This window comes from Streptomyces sp. NPDC015242 (assembly GCF_043079125.1).
GTDB lineage: Bacteria > Actinomycetota > Actinomycetes > Streptomycetales > Streptomycetaceae > Streptomyces.
This window is the reverse complement of the sequence record NZ_JBIBUF010000002.1, coordinates 854,626-871,602: the sequence shown is the minus strand read 5'-3', so window position 1 is coordinate 871,602 and position 16,977 is coordinate 854,626. Positions and strand designations below refer to the sequence as shown.

The 16,977-nt window shown below is 71.5% G+C and carries 15 protein-coding genes; 12 read left to right on the top strand and 3 right to left on the bottom strand.

The window, feature by feature from the left end; all coding sequences use genetic code 11:
- The first annotated feature begins 1 nt into the window (after window position 1).
- The 10 genes from ACF07N_RS09405 to ACF07N_RS09360 all read left to right on the top strand — a co-directional run bounded on the left by ACF07N_RS09405 (window position 2) and on the right by ACF07N_RS09360 (window position 12,518).
- Window positions 2–940, top strand: coding sequence for an N-acetylneuraminate synthase family protein (locus tag ACF07N_RS09405; RefSeq protein WP_383324779.1), 939 nt, complete (start codon window positions 2–4; stop codon window positions 938–940).
- A 47-nt stretch (window positions 941–987) separates the two neighbouring features.
- A complete protein-coding gene (locus ACF07N_RS09400; protein ID WP_392110258.1) occupies window positions 988–2,181 on the top strand; it encodes a hypothetical protein in 1,194 nt (397 codons plus the stop codon).
- 485 nt (window positions 2,182–2,666) lie between these two features.
- A complete protein-coding gene (locus ACF07N_RS09395) occupies window positions 2,667–3,899 on the top strand; it encodes a M20 family metallopeptidase (protein ID WP_392111101.1) in 1,233 nt (410 codons plus the stop codon).
- Between the two features lie 323 nt (window positions 3,900–4,222).
- Complete coding sequence (locus tag ACF07N_RS09390; protein ID WP_392110255.1) at window positions 4,223–5,266, top strand: BMP family protein; 1,044 nt, start codon at window positions 4,223–4,225, stop codon at window positions 5,264–5,266.
- A gap of 283 nt (window positions 5,267–5,549) precedes the next feature.
- The gene (locus ACF07N_RS09385) at window positions 5,550–6,599 is read left to right on the top strand and encodes a BMP family ABC transporter substrate-binding protein (protein ID WP_362277315.1); all 1,050 of its coding nucleotides are present in this window, start codon (window positions 5,550–5,552) and stop codon (window positions 6,597–6,599) included.
- Window positions 6,600–6,809: 210 nt separating this feature from the next.
- On the top strand, window positions 6,810–8,381 hold the full coding sequence (locus tag ACF07N_RS09380; RefSeq protein WP_383324770.1) for an ABC transporter ATP-binding protein: 1,572 nt from the start codon (window positions 6,810–6,812) through the stop codon (window positions 8,379–8,381).
- Window positions 8,381–9,499 (top strand): ABC transporter permease, encoded by a 1,119-nt coding sequence (locus tag ACF07N_RS09375; protein ID WP_383324768.1) that lies wholly within the window; start codon window positions 8,381–8,383, stop codon window positions 9,497–9,499. Before ACF07N_RS09380 ends, ACF07N_RS09375 begins: the two co-directional genes overlap by 1 nt.
- Window positions 9,496–10,761, top strand: a complete 1,266-nt coding sequence (locus tag ACF07N_RS09370; RefSeq protein WP_383324765.1) for an ABC transporter permease — start codon at window positions 9,496–9,498, stop codon at window positions 10,759–10,761. The genes ACF07N_RS09375 and ACF07N_RS09370 overlap by 4 nt, the downstream gene beginning before the upstream one ends.
- Window positions 10,758–11,162: a cytidine deaminase gene (locus ACF07N_RS09365; protein ID WP_392110249.1), complete on the top strand. Its 405-nt coding sequence runs from the start codon at window positions 10,758–10,760 to the stop codon at window positions 11,160–11,162. The genes ACF07N_RS09370 and ACF07N_RS09365 overlap by 4 nt, the downstream gene beginning before the upstream one ends.
- A 72-nt stretch (window positions 11,163–11,234) precedes the next feature.
- On the top strand, window positions 11,235–12,518 hold the full coding sequence (locus tag ACF07N_RS09360) for a thymidine phosphorylase (protein WP_392110246.1): 1,284 nt from the start codon (window positions 11,235–11,237) through the stop codon (window positions 12,516–12,518).
- Between the two features lie 283 nt (window positions 12,519–12,801).
- Here the strand turns inward: ACF07N_RS09360 and ACF07N_RS09355 are convergent, their stop codons facing one another.
- The gene (locus ACF07N_RS09355) at window positions 12,802–13,470 is read right to left on the bottom strand and encodes a DUF4097 family beta strand repeat-containing protein (RefSeq protein ID WP_392110243.1); all 669 of its coding nucleotides are present in this window, start codon (window positions 13,468–13,470) and stop codon (window positions 12,802–12,804) included.
- 219 nt (window positions 13,471–13,689) lie between these two features.
- Between ACF07N_RS09355 and ACF07N_RS09350 the strand changes: the two genes are divergently transcribed.
- The gene (locus ACF07N_RS09350) at window positions 13,690–14,475 is read left to right on the top strand and encodes a helix-turn-helix domain-containing protein (protein ID WP_383337128.1); all 786 of its coding nucleotides are present in this window, start codon (window positions 13,690–13,692) and stop codon (window positions 14,473–14,475) included.
- Window positions 14,476–14,518: 43 nt separating this feature from the next.
- On the opposite strand, the gene ACF07N_RS09345 is transcribed toward ACF07N_RS09350, so the two are convergent.
- Window positions 14,519–15,439: an AEC family transporter gene (locus ACF07N_RS09345; RefSeq protein ID WP_392110240.1), complete on the bottom strand. Its 921-nt coding sequence runs from the start codon at window positions 15,437–15,439 to the stop codon at window positions 14,519–14,521.
- A 135-nt stretch (window positions 15,440–15,574) separates the two neighbouring features.
- On the opposite strand from ACF07N_RS09345, the gene ACF07N_RS09340 reads away from it, so the two are divergent.
- Complete coding sequence (locus ACF07N_RS09340) at window positions 15,575–15,961, top strand: STAS domain-containing protein (protein WP_383325051.1); 387 nt, start codon at window positions 15,575–15,577, stop codon at window positions 15,959–15,961.
- On the opposite strand, the gene ACF07N_RS09335 is transcribed toward ACF07N_RS09340, so the two are convergent.
- Window positions 15,845–16,861: a sigma-70 family RNA polymerase sigma factor gene (locus ACF07N_RS09335; protein WP_392110237.1), complete on the bottom strand. Its 1,017-nt coding sequence runs from the start codon at window positions 16,859–16,861 to the stop codon at window positions 15,845–15,847. The two genes, ACF07N_RS09340 and ACF07N_RS09335, sit on opposite strands and share 117 nt — an antisense overlap.
- Window positions 16,862–16,977 lie beyond the last annotated feature (116 nt).

Sequence of the window (16,977 nt, the reverse complement as noted above, 5' to 3'; positions counted from 1 at the left end):
CATGAGCACCAACTCCCGTATCCGCCAGTTCGGTTCGCGCGAGGTCGGCCCGGGCCGTCCGGTCTACGTCTGCGGTGAGATCGGCATCAACCACAACGGCGAGCTGGAGAACGCGTTCAAGCTGATCGACGCCGCCGCCGAGGCCGGCTGCGACGCCGTCAAGTTCCAGAAGCGCACGCCGGAGATCTGCACCCCGCGCGACCAGTGGGACATCGAGCGCGACACCCCCTGGGGCCGGATGACCTACATCGACTACCGCCACCGCGTGGAGTTCGGTGAGGACGAGTACCGCGCCATCGACGAGTACTGCAAGTCGAAGAACATCGACTGGTTCGCCTCCCCGTGGGACACCGAGGCCGTCGCCTTCCTGGAGAAGTTCGACGTCCCCGCCCACAAGGTCGCCTCCGCCTCCCTCACCGACGACGAGCTGCTGCGCGCCCTGCGCGCCACCGGCCGCGCGGTGATCCTCTCCACCGGCATGTCGACGCCGAAGCAGATCCGCCACGCGGTGGAGGTCCTCGGCTCGGACAACATCCTGATGTGCCACGCCACGTCGACCTACCCGGCCAAGGCCGAGGAGCTCAACCTGCGCGTGATCAACACCCTGCAGCAGGAGTACCCGAACGTCCCGATCGGCTACTCCGGCCACGAGACCGGTCTGCAGACCACCCTCGCCGCGGTCGCCCTGGGCGCCACCTTCGTCGAGCGCCACATCACCCTCGACCGCGCCATGTGGGGCTCGGACCAGGCCGCCTCCGTCGAGCCGCAGGGCCTGACCCGCCTGGTGCGCGACATCCGCACCATCGAGGCCTCCCTCGGCGACGGCGTCAAGAAGGTCTACGAGTCCGAGCTGGGCCCGATGAAGAAGCTGCGCCGCGTCGCCGGCGTGGTCGCCGAGGCGGAGATCGCCACGGCCGCGGGCGAGCCCGTCGGCGTCTGAGCGCACCACCCCCACCACCCCCCTTACGACGGGACGGTCGTACGTCGATGAGCCCCCGCGCCGGGAACGCCGGCCCCCACACTCTCGCCTTCGTCGAGAGCCCGGTACAGCTGCTCAACGTGCTGGAGTGGGCGCACGCGCACGCGCCCGGCGTGGGGCTCACCCTCGTGGTGCTGTCGCCCGTCGACCCGATGACGCGCGGCCAGCTGCGGCGGATGTCCGACCTGGCCCGCGAGGAGGGGCACGAGGTCCGCTGGGAGGAGGCCCGCGGCGGGCCGCTGGCGCCCTTCCAGACCATCGGCGGTCTGGCCGCCCTGCTCCGCAGGGCGCACCGCATCGTGCTGGGGGACCCCTTCTCCCGCTACGTCCAGCTGCTGCTGACGATCACCCGCGCCCGTGACCTCGTCGTCGTCGACGACGGCACGGCCACGATGGAGTTCGTCGGGCAGCTGGCCCGGGGCGAACGCCTGGTGCGCTGGCACCGCAAGGGCGGGCGCCCCGGCCCGCGGGACGTGCTCTTCGCGCCGGTGTCGGCCTCGGCGCGCCGCCGCCTGACCCCCGGCGACGGCCGGCACATCGAGATCTTCTCCTCCATGCCGATGGAGCAGACCCCGCCGGGCGTGACGGTCCGCGCCAACGCCTTCGCCTGGACCCGGGCCCGGTTCGGCCCGCCGCGCCTGACCAAGGGCGCGGACCTGGTGGGCACGTCCCTGGTGGAGACGGGCGTGGTGGACGACGGCCGCTACCTTCAGGCCGTCCGCGCCCTGGCCAAGGCCCACGGCGCCACCCGCTACTTCGCCCACCGCCGCGAGAGCACCGACAAGCTGCACCGCCTGGCGGTCGAGACGGGCCTGGAGATCGTCCGCCCCGAACTCCCGCTGGAGCTGATCGCCCGCCGCGGCCCCATCGGCCGCACGATCCTCAGCTTCCCGTCCACCGTCGTCCACACCCTCCCGCTCGCCCTGTCCGGCACGGAGGTGCGCGTCGCGGTGTGCGACATCGACCCGGCCTGGCTCACCGAGCACGCCTCGCCCCGCGCCCAGGGCTTCCTGGACGGCGTCACGGGCACGGCCCGCGAGGTGCACCGTCTGACACCGGCGGACACGGCGGACACGGCGACCCCCGAACCCTCCACCGCCCCGGCCCCTCCGGCCGACCCGCCGGGCACGGCGCCCTTCACGGCCATGCCGAGCCCCGCGACGGGGACGGCGGGCGCGCCGGGCGCGGTGGCCGCGGGGTAGACCGGCGACGACCGGTCCCGCCCCACGGACCCGGGCCCCGTCGGCCGGCCCCGGCCTGTGGGCCTGCAGGTACGCGCGGCAGTTTCTCCCCCGTCCTCGGGCTCCCTGAACGACCGGGCGTGTCTCGGCGACGGCGTCGTACGGGGGCCTGCGTGGAATCGAGGAACCCGGGGCTGTCGGCGCACACGGGGCGCACCCCGTCGGCGCGTGTGTCCGGCTGATGAACGCGCCCGTGTTCGCCGCGCAAGGCGTGGTATCCGTGAAGGAGGATGGATGGATACCGAAACCGTGATGCGGGTGTGGCCGACGTCACACTCGGTGAGGCAGGCGGCCGACTCGGCCTGAAAGGCGTGCGAGTTTACCCAGCTCAGTCGATAGCCATGCGTCCGGCAGTCATATTTTCTTCCCCTAACGGGTTGAAGTTTTGTTGATCCAGGGTCGGGCGGCCACCCCGGCGCCCTACTCTTCAAAGGGTGAAGCCACTGATGTCACTGGAGTCCGAGATCGATCTTCCCGCGGGAGCCGTGCTTCCCGGCGCGCTGCCCGACGCCCTGCGCGCCGAGCTCATCGCGTTCCGGCGCGATCTGCACATGCACCCGGAGCTCGGCAACCAGGAGTTCCGCACGACCGCGGCGATCAAGGAGCGACTGGAGAGGGCCGGGCTCAAGCCACGTGTCCTGCCGGTCGGGACGGGACTCGTCTGTGACATCGGCGTAGCGGGCGAGCAGTGGGACGGCGGTCCCAGCATGCTCGCCCTGCGGGCCGACATCGACGGCCTGCCCATCCCGGACACCAAGGCGGACTGCCCGTACCGCTCGACCGTGCCCGACCGCGCGCACGCCTGCGGCCACGACGTGCACACCACCGTCGTCCTCGGCGCCGGACTCGTCCTCGCCGAGCTGCACAAGCGGGGCCAGCTGCCCCGCCCGGTCCGGCTGATCTTCCAGCCGGCCGAGGAGGTGCTGCCCGGCGGCGCCGCCGACGCCATCAAGTGCGGGGCGCTGGAAGGCGTCGGCGCGATCATCGCCGTGCACTGCGACCCCCGCGTGGACGCCGGGCAGATCGGGCTGCGCGAGGGTCCCATCACCTCCGCCTGTGACCGGCTGGAGATCGGCCTCGACGGCCCGGGCGGCCACACCGCGCGCCCCCACCTCACCACCGACCTGGTCACCGCGGCGGCCCGTGTGGTCACCGACGTGCCCGCCCTGGTCGGCCGGCGCTTCGACAGCCGCAGCGGGCTCGCCATCACCTGGGGCCGCATCGAGTCGGGGCACGCGCCCAACGTGATCCCGCAGCACGCCGAGCTGTCGGGGACCGTGCGCTGCCTGGACATCGAGGCGTGGCGGCAGGCCCCGGACGTGGTGGTGGCCGCGATCGACGAGATCGCCAACCTGCACCGCGCCAAGTCGGAGATCAACTACGTGCGCGGCGTCCCGCCCGTCGTCAATGAGCCCGGCGTGACCGAGCTGCTGCGCGACGCGATGATCGCCCGGCGCGGGGTCGACTCCGTCGTGGGCACCGAGCAGAGCCTCGGCGGCGAGGACTTCTCCTGGTACCTGGAGCACGTCCCCGGCGCCATGGCCCGCCTGGGCGTCCGCACCCCCGGCGAACGCCAGATCCGCGACCTCCACCAGGGCGACTTCGACGTCGACGAGTCCGCGATCACGGTAGGCGTCGAACTCTTCACCGCGGCGGCCCTCGTCAACGGTCTGCGCTAGCCCCCCCCTCAGGGGCGCGGGGAACCGCGCGACGCGCCACGACGGCGCCGCGCCGGGATGACGCCCGCGCCCCCCCACGGCGGCCCCCGGTTGCGAGCCGCGCAGCCCCGGGGCAGCCTGGTGCGCGTGACGAGCAGGCACGCGCCGGGTCCCCGAGTACACCTTTCGACCCCGTTCGATCCCGTGGTTCACAAGGGCGTAACCGGCCATCGGCACGAATGGATAACGGCCCCGCGGCGACCCGTTCCCAGGAGTGTCTACGCGCGTTAATGTGCGCCGAACTGAGCACCCGCTGCGGAGCTTCGGAGAATGGGGAACTTCAGATGCGTCGGATTTCGAAACTGACCCGCGTCGCGGTGGGGGTCGCGTCGCTGGGGCTCGTCGCCACGGCCTGTGGCGGCACCAGCAGTGACAGCGGTGACAGCGACAGCAGCGACCGCGGCGTCGCCATCGCCTACGACGTCGGCGGCAAGGGTGACCAGTCCTTCAACGACGCCGCCTACGCCGGCCTGACGAAGGCCAAGGACGAGTTCGGCTACAAGACGGCCGACATCGAGCCCACCGAGGGCGAGACGGACGCCGACAAGGAGCAGCGCCTCGCCTCGCTGGCCAAGCAGGGCTACAACCCGGTCATCGGCGTCGGCTTCGCGTACGGCCCGGCCATGAAGGCCGTCGCCTTCAAGTACCCGAAGACCACCTTCGGCATCGTGGACTCGGTCGTCGAGGGCAAGAACGTCGCCTCCCTCGTCTTCGCCGAGGAGCAGGCCTCGTACCTCGCCGGTGTCGCCGCCGCCAAGGCCACCAAGAGCGACGTCGTCGGCTTCGTGGGCGGCGTGGACATCCCGCTGATCCACAAGTTCGAGGCCGGCTACAAGCAGGGCGTCGAGGACACCAAGCCCGGCGTGAAGGTGCTGTCGCAGTACCTCACCCAGACGGCCGAGGAGGGCGGCTTCTCCAGCCCCGACAAGGGCAAGGCCGCCGCCGAGGGCCAGATCGAGAAGAAGGCCGACGTGCTCTACGCGGCCGCGGGTCTGTCCGGGCAGGGCGTGATCGAGGCCGCCGCCAAGGCGAAGGTCTGGGCGATCGGCGTCGACTCCGACCAGTACAAGCAGGCCGCTCTCGCGCCGTACAAGAACTACATCCTCACCTCCGCGCTCAAGGACGTCGGCGGCGCGGTCTACGCGCTGGCCAAGTCCGTGCAGGACGACAAGCCGCTGACCGGCACGCAGACCTTCGACCTGAAGGTCGACGGCGTCGGCCTGTCCGAGTCGAACCCCGAGTTCGCCAAGGTCGCCGGCCTCAAGGAGGCCGTGGACAAGGCGAAGCAGGGCATCGACGACGGCACCATCAAGGTGAAGACCGAGTAGTACCGGCCCTGAGGGGCAGTCGAGCGGGCGGGTACCTCCGGGTGCCCGCCCGCTGCGTTTCTCCCGTCCCGAAGGGGCCCCGGATCACCCAGCGCCACCCCGCGTTTGCGGTCGGCAACACCCGGGCCGAGGCCGGGTGGTGGCTAGGCCACGGGCCTATAACAAGGTGGACAGAAGGGGTTTTCAGGCAGGTCTACGCGCGTTAATCTGCGGCGAAGCCAGCGCTGAAGCTGAACCGTCCCGGCGCTGTGCGACCTCGGTTGTACGACAGGAGCACCCACACATGCGCCGGATTTCCCGGATCACGGTCGCAGGCGCAGCGACCGCCTCCCTGGCCCTCGCGCTCTCCGCCTGCGGCGGCACCTCGACCTCCGCCGGGTCGTCGGACTCGAAGGGCGACAAGGGCCTCGCCATCGCGTACGACGTCGGCGGCAAGGGCGACCAGTCCTTCAACGACGCGGCCTACGCGGGCCTGGAGCAGGCGAAGAAGGAGTTCGGGTACCAGACGGCCGACGTGGAGCCCACCGAGGGCGAGACGGACGCCGACAAGGAGCAGCGCCTCGCCTCGCTGGCGAAGCAGGGCTACAACCCGGTCATCGGCGTCGGCTACGCGTACGCGGCGGCCATCAAGGGTGCCTCCGAGAAGTTCCCGGACACCACCTTCGGCATCGTCGACGACGCCACGATCAACTCCAAGAACGTGGCCGACCTGGTCTTCAGCGAGGAGCAGGCCTCCTACCTGGCCGGTGTCGCCGCGGCCAAGAGCACCAAGTCGAACGTCGTCGGCTTCGTCGGCGGCGTGGACATCCCGCTCATCCACAAGTTCCAGGCGGGCTTCGAGCAGGGCGTCAAGGACACGAACCCGAAGGTCAAGGTCCTCTCCCAGTACCTCACCCAGACGGCGGAGGAGGGCGGCTTCTCCAGCCCGGACAAGGGCAAGACGGCCGCCGAGGGCCAGATCGAGAAGAAGGCCGACGTGGTCTACGCGGCCGCCGGCCTGTCCGGCCAGGGCGTCATCGAGGCCGCCGCAGCCAACAAGGTGTGGGCCATCGGTGTCGACTCCGACCAGTACCAGCAGGAAGCCCTCGCCAAGTACAAGGACTCGATCCTGACCTCGGCGATGAAGGACGTCGCCAAGGCGGTGTACAACCTGGCGAAGTCGGTCGAGGACGGCAAGCCCGAGACCGGTATCGTTCGTGGCGATCTGAAGACCGGCGAGGTGAGCCTGTCGAACTCCAACCCGAAGTTCGCGGACGACGCCGAGCTCCAGGCAGCCATCAAGACGGCCAAGGAGAAGATCATCAGCGGCGAGATCAAGGTCAAGAGCAGCTGACGAGCGACTGCCTCGAAGCAGGCGGTAACCCCCGGGGTTGCGTCCGCTCGACGGGGTACGGGGAGCCGCTCCTCGTGCCCCGTCGCCGCGGGGTGCCGGCCCCTTTGTATGCCGTAGGGGCGCTACGCGCGTAGACGGCCCCCGTCCCCAGGAGAGTGCGCCATCAACGCGTCCAGCAGCCCTCCGGCCGGAGCGGCGGTCAACGAATCGGTGACCGCCGTCGAGCTCGCCGGGATCACCAAGCGTTTCCCCGGTGTCGTGGCCAACCACGACATCCACCTCAGCGTCCGCAAGGGCACCGTGCACGCCCTCGTCGGCGAGAACGGCGCCGGCAAGTCGACCCTGATGAAGATCCTCTACGGCATGCAGAAGCCGGACGAGGGCACCATCTCCGTCGACGGCGAGCAGGTCTCCTTCTCGTCCCCGGCCGACGCCATCGCCCGCGGCATCGGCATGGTCCACCAGCACTTCATGCTCGCCGACAACCTCACGGTCCTGGAGAACGTGGTCCTCGGCAGCGAGAAGCTCCACGGCATCGGCGCCAAGGCCCGCCGCAGGATCAAGGAGCTCTCCGAGCGCTACGGCCTCGACGTCGAGCCCGACCTGCTGGTCGAGGAACTCGGCGTCGCCGCCCGCCAGCGCGTGGAGATCCTCAAGGTCCTCTACCGCGGCGCCACCACTCTGATCCTGGACGAGCCGACCGCCGTGCTCGTGCCGCAGGAGGTCGACGCCCTCTTCGCCAACCTGCGCGAACTGCGCGCCGAGGGCCTGTCGGTCATCTTCATCTCGCACAAGCTCGGCGAGGTGCTCTCCGTCGCCGACGACATCACCGTGATCCGCCGCGGCACCACCGTCGGCACCGCCGTCCCGGCCGAGACCACCCCGCGCCAGCTCGCCGAGATGATGGTCGGCAGCGAGCTGCCCACCCCCGAGACGGCCGAGTCCACGGTCACCGACCGCCCCGTCATCAGCGTCGAGAAGCTGCACCTGGCGGCCCCCGGTGGCAAGGCCCTCCTCGACGACATCACCTTCACCATCCACGCGGGCGAGGTCCTCGGCATCGCCGGTGTGGAGGGCAACGGGCAGACCGAGCTCGTCGACGCGCTGATCGGCCTGCGGTCCGCCGACTCCGGCACCATCCGGCTCGCCGACGAGGAGATCACCTCCTGGCCGACCCGCAAGCGCCGCGAGCAGGGCATCGGCTACATCCCCGAGGACCGGCACCGCCACGGCCTGCTCCTGGAGGCCCCTCTCTGGGAGAACCGCATCCTCGGCCACGTCACCGAGAAGCCGCTGGCCAAGGGCGTCTGGCTGGACCCGAAGGCGGCGCAGGAGGACACGCGCCGCATCGTCGAGGCGTACGACGTCCGCACCCCCGGCATCGACGTCACGGCCGCCTCCCTGTCCGGCGGCAACCAGCAGAAGCTGATCGTCGGCCGCGAGATGAGCCACGAGCCGCGCTTCCTCATCGCCGCCCACCCCACCCGGGGCGTGGACGTCGGCGCCCAGGCGGCCATCTGGGACCACATCCGCGAGGCCCGCCGCGAGGGCCTGGCCGTGCTGCTGATCTCCGCCGACCTGGACGAGCTGATCGGCCTGTCCGACACGCTCCGCGTGATCTACAACGGCAAGCTGGTCGCGGACGCCGACCCGGCCACCATCACCCCCGAGGAGCTCGGCTCGGCCATGACCGGTGCCGCCACCGGGCACCTCGAGCACGACGAGACCCCCGAGATCTCGAAGGCAGACGCCCCCGAGTCTCCGGAAGACGAGGCCCGCTGATGAAGAAGTTCGACAAGGAGCGGCTGCTCCTCGCGGTGGCCGGACCGGTCATCGCGCTCGCCGTGGCCTTCGTCCTGAGCGCGATCGTGCTGATCGCGTCGGGCAAGAACCCGGTCGAGCCGTTCGCCCTGATGTTCGAGCAGATCGGCTTCTCGGACATCCAGGTGCTGGTCATCAACCAGGCGTCGATGTACTACATCGCGGCCCTGGCGGTGGCCATCGGCTTCCGGATGAACCTGTTCAACATCGGCGTCGACGGCCAGTACCAGCTCGGCGCCATGATGGCCGCCATCGTCGGCGCCCACATGAACCTCCCGGCCGTCCTGCAGATCCCGCTGCTGCTCCTGACGGCCGTCCTCACGGGCGCCTTCTGGTCCGGCATCGCCGGTGTTCTCAAGGTCACCCGCGGCGTCAGCGAGGTCGTCGCCACGATCATGCTCAACGCCATCGCCACCTCGGTGATCGCCTACCTGTGGCTGCCGGACGTCTTCGGCGTGAAGGTCGGCAACAACAACACCACCGGCGAGATGTACGAGTCGGGCTGGATCCCCGGCATCCCGATGGGCGCCGCCGGCGAGATCTACGGCCTGGTGCTGCTCGCCGTGCTGCTCGGCATCGGCTACTGGATCGTCCTCAACCGCACCCGCTTCGGCTTCGACCTGCGCGCCTCCGGCGCCTCGCAGACCGCGGCGGCGGCCAGCGGCGTGGACCCCAAGCGCATGGTCCTCAGCGCCATGCTGATCTCCGGCGGCATCGCGGGCCTGGCCGGCCTGCCGATCCTGCTCGGCGACACCCACACCTACAGCCTGAACTTCCCCACCGGCATCGGCTTCCTCGGCATCGGCATCGCCCTGCTGGGCCGCAACAGCCCCGTCGGCATCGCGTTCGCGGCCCTGCTGTGGGCCTGGCTCGACAAGGCCTCGCCCGAGCTGGACTTCCACGGCTACGACAAGGAGATCGCGGTCATCATGCAGGGCCTGATCGTCCTCTCGGTCGTCGTGTCCTACGAGGCCGTCCGCGAATGGGGCCTGCGCCGCCAGCAGCGCCGCGTCGGCGCCGAACTCGCCGCGGGCCACGTCCTCGGCGCCCAGAACACGAAGGAGGTGGCTGGCCGATGACCACCGCGACCGACGTCAACCAGCCCACGCTGCAGCCCGCGGCGCCGACCGGCCGCCGCCTGTCGTGGCCCGTCCTGCTGCTGATCATCGCCGGGGGACTGGCGCTCACCTCGATCGTGCGCATCATCACCGGCGCCGACGGCATCACCAACGTCAGCCAGATGTCCACCGCGCTCCAGCTCGCCGTGCCGATCGGCCTCGCCGGTCTGGGCGGCCTGTGGGCCGAGCGCGCGGGCGTGGTCAACATCGGCCTCGAAGGCATGATGATCCTCGGCACCTGGTTCGGCGCCTGGGCCGGCTTCCAGTGGGGCCCGTGGACCGGTGTCCTGGTCGGCATCCTCGGCGGCGCGATCGGCGGCCTGCTGCACGCCTTCGTCACCGTCACCTTCAACGTCAACCACATCGTCTCCGGTGTGGCGATCAACATCCTCGCCCTCGGCGCCACCCGCTACCTCGCGCCCCTCGCCTTCGAGGGCCACACCGGCGGCTCGGCCAAGCAGTCCCCGGCGGTCGACTCCCTCGGCCACTTCACGGTGCCGGGACTCTCCGACGGCCTGCGGGACCTCAACGCCAAGGGCTGGTTCTTCGTCTCCGACATCGCCGGCCTGCTCGGCGGCCTGGTCACCAACGTGTCCTGGCTGACCCTGCTCGCCGTCGCGCTGATCCCCGCCACCTGGTGGATCCTGTGGCGCACCGCGTTCGGCCTGCGGCTGCGCTCCTGCGGCGAGAACCCGGTGGCCGCCGAGTCCCTCGGCGTCAACGTCTACAAGTACAAGTACATCGCCGTCGTCATCTCCGGCGGCCTGGCCGGCCTCGGCGGTGTCTTCCTGTCCATCGTGGCCAACCCCTTCTACCTGGAGGGCCAGGTCAGCGGCCGCGGCTTCATCGGCCTCGCGGCGATGATCTTCGGCAACTGGATGCCGGGCGGACTCGCCCTCGGCGCGGGCCTGTTCGGCTACACCGACAGCCTCAACCTGCGCGGCGGCTCCGCCAACGTCCACGCCCTGCTGCTGCTCGGCGCGCTGCTGCTGGTCATCGGCGCGATCTGGCTGGTGGTCCGCAAGAAGTACGTGCCGTCGATCGTCACGGCGGTCGTCGCCGCCCTGGTGTTCGCCTGGTACGCCTCCACCGACGAGGTCCCGAACCAGGTCGTCTCCGCCACGCCGTACGTCATCACCCTGGTCGTGCTCGCGCTGTCCGCCCAGCGGCTGCGCATGCCGAAGGCGGACGGACTGCCGTACCGGAAGGGGCAGGGCAAGTGACCGACACCGGCCCGGCCGTCGACTGGGAGCGGCTGCGCGCGGTGGCCCGGGACGCCATGTCCCGGGCGTACGCCCCGTACTCCGGATACCCGGTCGGCGTGGCGGCCCGGGTCGACGACGGCCGGATCATCTCCGGCTGCAACGTCGAGAACGCCTCGTACGGTCTCGGCCTGTGCGCCGAGTGCGGCCTCGTCTCCGAGCTGCACAACACCGGCGGCGGCCGGCTGACGCACTTCACCTGCGTCGACCGCGACGGGGAGGTGCTCGTCCCGTGCGGCCGCTGCCGCCAGCTGCTGTACGAGTTCGGCGGCCCGGACCTCCTGCTGGAGACCCCGGCGGGAATCCTGCCGCTGTCGGAGATGCTGCCGCAGGCCTTCGGGCCCGGCCACCTCAGCAAGTAACTCCCGTGCGGCCCTCCTGAGTCGATCAGGGGGGCCGTACGGCTTCTGGAACCCTCGGAAGGAAGCCAAGCCATGGCCATGGACGCCATCTCCGTCATCCGCGCCAAGCGGGACCGCGGCGAACTCAGCGACGAGCAGATCGACTGGGTCATCGACGCGTACACCCGCGGGGAGGTCGCCGACGAGCAGATGTCCGCGCTCGCCATGGCGATCCTGCTCAACGGCATGAACCGCCGCGAGATCGCCCGCTGGACGGCCGCGATGATCGCCTCCGGCGAGAGCATGGACTTCTCGTCCCTGTCCCGCCCGACGGCCGACAAGCACTCCACCGGCGGTGTCGGCGACAAGATCACCCTCCCGCTGGCCCCCCTGGTCGCCGCCTGCGGCGCGGCCGTCCCGCAGCTGTCGGGCCGCGGCCTCGGCCACACCGGCGGCACCCTCGACAAGCTGGAGTCCATCCCCGGCTGGCGGGCCCTGCTCTCCAACGAGGAGATGCTGCACGTCCTCGACACCACCGGCGCGGTGATCTGCGCGGCGGGCGACGGCCTGGCCCCCGCCGACAAGAAGCTCTATGCACTGCGCGACGTCACCGGCACGGTCGAGGCCATCCCGCTGATCGCGTCCTCGATCATGTCGAAGAAGATCGCCGAGGGCACGGGCTCGCTGGTGCTGGACGTGAAGGTCGGCACGGGCGCCTTCATGAAGACCATCGAGGACGCCCGCGAACTGGCCTCCACCATGGTCGGCCTCGGCACCGACCACGGCGTGAGGACGGTCGCACTGCTCACCGACATGTCGACCCCGCTGGGCCTCACGGCCGGCAACGCCCTGGAGGTCCGCGAGTCGGTCGAGGTCCTGGCCGGTGGCGGCCCCGCGGACGTGGTCGAGCTGACGATCGCCCTGGCCCGGGAGATGCTCGACGCCGCCGGCATCAAGGACGCCGACCCGGCGAAGGCCCTGGCCGACGGCTCGGCGATGGACGTCTGGCGGCGCATGATCGCGGCCCAGGGCGGCGACCCGGACGCGCAGTTGCCGGTGGCCCGCGAGCAGCACGTGATCAAGGCCCCGGCCTCGGGCGTCCTCACCCGCCTCGACGCCTACGCCATCGGCGTCGCCGCCTGGCGGCTCGGCGCGGGCCGGGCGCGCAAGGAGGACCCGGTACAGGCGGGCGCGGGCGTCGAGATGCACGCCAAGCCGGGCGACACGGTGACCGAGGGACGGCCGCTGCTCACCCTGCACACCGACACCCCGGACCGCTTCGCGTACGCCCTCCAGGCCATCGAGGGCTCCTTCGACATCGCGGCCGCCGGCACGGACTTCACTCCGTCGCCGGTGGTGCTGGAGCGCATCGCCTGACCGGCGTCCGTCCGCGGGAACACGCAAGGGGCGGCGCACTCCGACGTGGTCGGTGTGCGCCGCCCCTCGGCGTGTGCGCCGGTGCGGGAAGCGGCCCGCGTCTCCCCGATGGTCACCCCGGGCCGGCGCCGGGCCCGGCCGCCGACCGGAGCGGGTGACAGGGAGACCCCGGCACGGTGAGCGGCTGGTACCCGGCGCGGGTCCTGTGTGCGCGGGACGCGCGCTCCCTGGTCGCCGTCGTGGCCGGGCCATGACGAGGTGCTTCCCGCCGGGCTCCGGGTGGTCACAGGCTGCGGGCGGTGATGTCGCCGTAGGAAGTGGTCGCGTGGATGGTCAGGGCGGCGGTCCCGTCGGCGTTCCGGAGCGCGTTGTTGATCCGGCCGTAGGAGGTGCCGGCGTCCAGCGAGGCGGAGACGCCGCCGGCGGCACCGACCGTGATCCCGCCGTGCTCGGTGCGCAGCGTGAGCGTGCCGCCCAGGGCCTCGGCGACCTCGATGTCGCCCTTCTGGGTCCGGATCTCCGCGTCCCCGCCCAGGCGCCCGACCGAGATGTCACCGGCGGAGAGGGTCAGGCGGGCGGACGCGGCCTCGTCGACCTTGACCGTGGCCTGCGCGCCCTCGAAGACGACGTCCCCGAGGCGGCCGACGCCGCGGAGCTCGCCGCTGGCCGTCTTCGCCTCCACGCGGGAGCCGGCGGGCAGCTGGACGGTGATCTCGACGGTGCCGGGGTGCCGGAGGGACCGGCTCTCCGCCTCGGGGTCCGTGAGGCGCAGCACGCCGTCGGCGAAGGTGACCTCGATCCGCTTGGCCGCCTCCGTGTCCCGGCTCTTGGAGGCGTCGGCGGGCAGGATCTCGACCGTGGTGTCGGCGCGGTCGGCGGCGATGAGCCGGATGCTGCCGGCGGGGACGTCGAGGAGGGCGGAGATCGGGGCGGCGGTGGGGAACGTCTGCATCGTGCACTCCTTGGTCTCATGTTTCTGACACCGCAAACGCTACGTTGCGTTCAAGGAACCGGCAACACGCTCGTTGCGCTGGATTGGGATAGTCGCAGCTAGGAGCCAGTATTTTGTTGCAATGGGTAGACTTGCAATGCAACACGGGGAATGCGGTGCGTTGCAACAAGCTGCGGTGAACGCTACTGTGGGCCGTCCATCAGCACGGAGGAGGCCGCGATGCCGGGAGGCAGACTCACCCAGCAGGAACGCCAGCAGATCGCGCTGGGACTGGCCGACGGACTCGCCTACGCGGAGATCGCCCGGCGCCTGGACCGCCCGACCTCGACCGTCACGCGCGAGGTCATGCGCAACGGCGGCCCCACCGGCTACCGCGCCGACCTGGCCCACCGCGCCACCGAACAGCGCGCCCACCGCCGCAGGCGGGCCGCGCCCCGGTCCGTCGGCGCGTCCCCGCTGCCCCACGGCCGGGACCCCGAGGCGGTGCGTGAGTACGAGGAGGTGTTCACCACGCTCTTCATGCAGCAGGGTCTGCCGAAGATGATGTCCCGGGTGCTCACCTGCCTCTACACCACCGACGAGGGCAGCCTCACCGCCGCCGAGCTCGTCCGCCGCCTCCAGGTCAGCCCGGCGTCCGTCTCCAAGGCGGTCGCGTTCCTCGAGAGCCAGGGCCTGATCCGCCGGGAGCGCGACGAGCGCCGCCGCGAGCACTACATCGTCGACGACGACGTCTGGTACCAGTCGATGATCGCCGCGGTCCGGGGCAGCGCCCAGATCGCCGAGGCCGCGCGGCAGGGCGTCAGGGTCCTCGGGCCCGGCACCCCGGCCGCCGTGCGTCTGGAGGGCATCGCCCGCTTCGTCGACTTCGTCGCCGAGAACATGGCCCGCGCGGCCGAGCAGGCGCGCGACGTCCTCTACACCAAGCCCCCCGCGGCCCCGGACGGCGGCTCCCGGCCGGGCGCCGCCGGGAGCGCGCGGGACGCGGCCGGGGCCGCCACCGGCTGACGGGCTCTCCCGCCGGCCCGGGCCGCGCCGTCACCCGGCGGGCTCACCCCAGCAGGGCCGCCACCACCACCAGCACCGGCACCGCCAGCACCGTCGACAGCAGGATCGCCTCCCGGGCCAGCACCTCGCCCACGCGGTAGGTGCTCGCGTACGTGAACAGGTTCTGCGCCGCCGGCAGGGCGGAGGTGACCACCACGTCGAGCAGGGGCGCCCCGTGCAGGCCGAACACGCCCGCCGCCAGGGCCCAGGCGACCAGGGGCTGGACGACCGCCTTGAGGGTCACGGCGAGCAGCACGGGGGCCCGCTCCGCGCCCCGCAGCGGAAGGGTGCTGCCGCGCAGGGAGATGCCGAAGGCCAGCAGGACCGCCGGGACGGACATGTTGCCGATCAGGGTCAGGGGATCCATCAGCGGCCCCGGCACCGTCAGGCCCGACGCGGACGCCGCCACGCCGGCCAGGGACCCCAGCGCTATCGGGTTGCGCAGCGGGGTGAGCAGGCGCTGCCACAGGGGCCGCTTCTCCCCGCCGCCCGCCAGGTCCAGGATCGTGAGTGCCACCGGCGTGACGCCGACCAGCTGGAACAGCAGCACCGGCGCGACCAGGGACGCGTCACCCAGCACGTACACGGCGATCGGGATGCCCAGGTTCCCCGAGTTGACGTAGCTGGAGCACAGGGCGCCGATCGTCGTGCGGCCCACGCCCCAGCCGCGCGCGGCGCCCACCGCCACGAAGACGCCCGCCGCGGCTGCCGTGCTCATCGCCGTGACCAGCAGCCGGTCGGAGAAGACCACCGACAGGTCGGCGCGGGCGAGCGTGGTGAAGAGCAGGGCGGGGGAGGCCACGTGGAAGGCGAGCCTGGTGAGGACCTCGCGTCCGCCGTCGCCCAGGTGCCCCCGGAGGCCGATCACATAGCCGACCGCGATGACGACGGCGATCACGGCGAAGCCGCTCAGCACCCCCTGCACGGCAGCCCCCGCCCGGCGCAGCAGGAGTCACACGACGCGGGAGGGGCAGATGCATGGGACATACAGCCAACCCTCCGGGGAAGGCGGCGGCCAGGTCAATGTGATCCTTACGGCGCTGACGGACCGGGCCCTGCGATGAGTTACCGCCGCCCGCCCGGTCTACCGATCGTGGACGCCATGACACCGCCCGTGCTCGTACTGCCCGGACCCGTCACCCGGGACGAGGTGAACGGGCTGAGCGACGACGTACGGGCCCTGCTGCAGGCCGGCGGTGCCCGGGTGGTGGTCTGTGACGTCGGAGGGCTGGGCCCGCCGGGGCTGGCCGCCGTGGACCTGCTGGCGCGGCTCCAGCTCGCCGCGCGCCGGGCCGGGGGCCGGATCCGGCTGCGCGACCCCGATCCGGCCCTATGCGCCCTGCTCGGCCTCGTCGGTCTCCGCTTCGAGGTGGAGGGGCAGGTCGAACAGGGGGAACCAGCGCTGGGTGTCGAGGAAGCAGTGGAACCCGGTGATCCGGCCGTCTGAGATCTCCAGCACCTGGACCGCCCACGGCGTGAAGCCGCCCTTGTCCGGGTCGGGCTTGTACTGGGCGAAGCCCGGCAGGCCGTTGACCCGGACCGGCACCAGCCGTGAGCCCGCGCAGGGCGCGCCGAGCGTGGTCATGAAGCCGGTGATGTCCTCGACGCCGGTCAGCCACAGGTCGAACGGCGGCATCGTCATGATGGCGTCCTCGTGCAGCAGGGCCGTCAACGCCGTCATGTCGTAGCCCTCGAAGGCCGCGACATAGCGGTCGAGCAGCTTCTGCTGCTCCTCGTCGAGCGGGTCCGAGACCACCGCGTCCGCGCCCGGCTCCTGCCGCTCGGCGAGGGTCGCGCGGGCCCGCTGGAGGGCGCTGTTGACCGACGCCACGGACGTGTCCAGCAGCTCGGCGACCTCGCTCGCCTTCCACGCCAGCACCTCACGCAGGATCAGCACGGCACGCTGCTTGGCCGGCAGACGCTGCAGGGCGGCCATGAAGGCCAGCCGCACGGTCTCCTTCGCGACCGCCGCCTCCGCCGGGTCCTCGGTCGTGGGCAGCACACGGGCGTCGGGCATGGGCTCCAGCCAGGTGTGGTCCGGTCGGGGGGAGAGGGCCGCCTGGGCCAGGGGGGTGGAGTCCGTCAGATCCATGGGCCGGGCGCGCTTGTTGCCCGCGGTCAGCATGTCCAGGCACACGTTCGTCGCGATGCGGTAGAGCCAGGAGCGGAGGCTGGAGCGGCCCTCGAACTTGTCGTAGCTGCGCCAGGCGCGGACCATCGTGTCCTGCACCGCGTCCTCCGCCTCGAAGGACGAGCCGAGCATGCGGTAGCAGTAGCCGGTCAGCTCCTTGCGGTGCGCCTCCAGCCTGGTGTCCAGATCCGTCGGTGCCGTCGTGCCGTTCGCCATCTCCACCCACCCCTGTGGACCGTCTGTTCACGCGCCATCGCGCCCCAGCACTTCGGAAGCTACCGCAGCCCACTGACAACGGCCCCCCGAGCGCGCGAAGGCGCAGGTCAGACGTG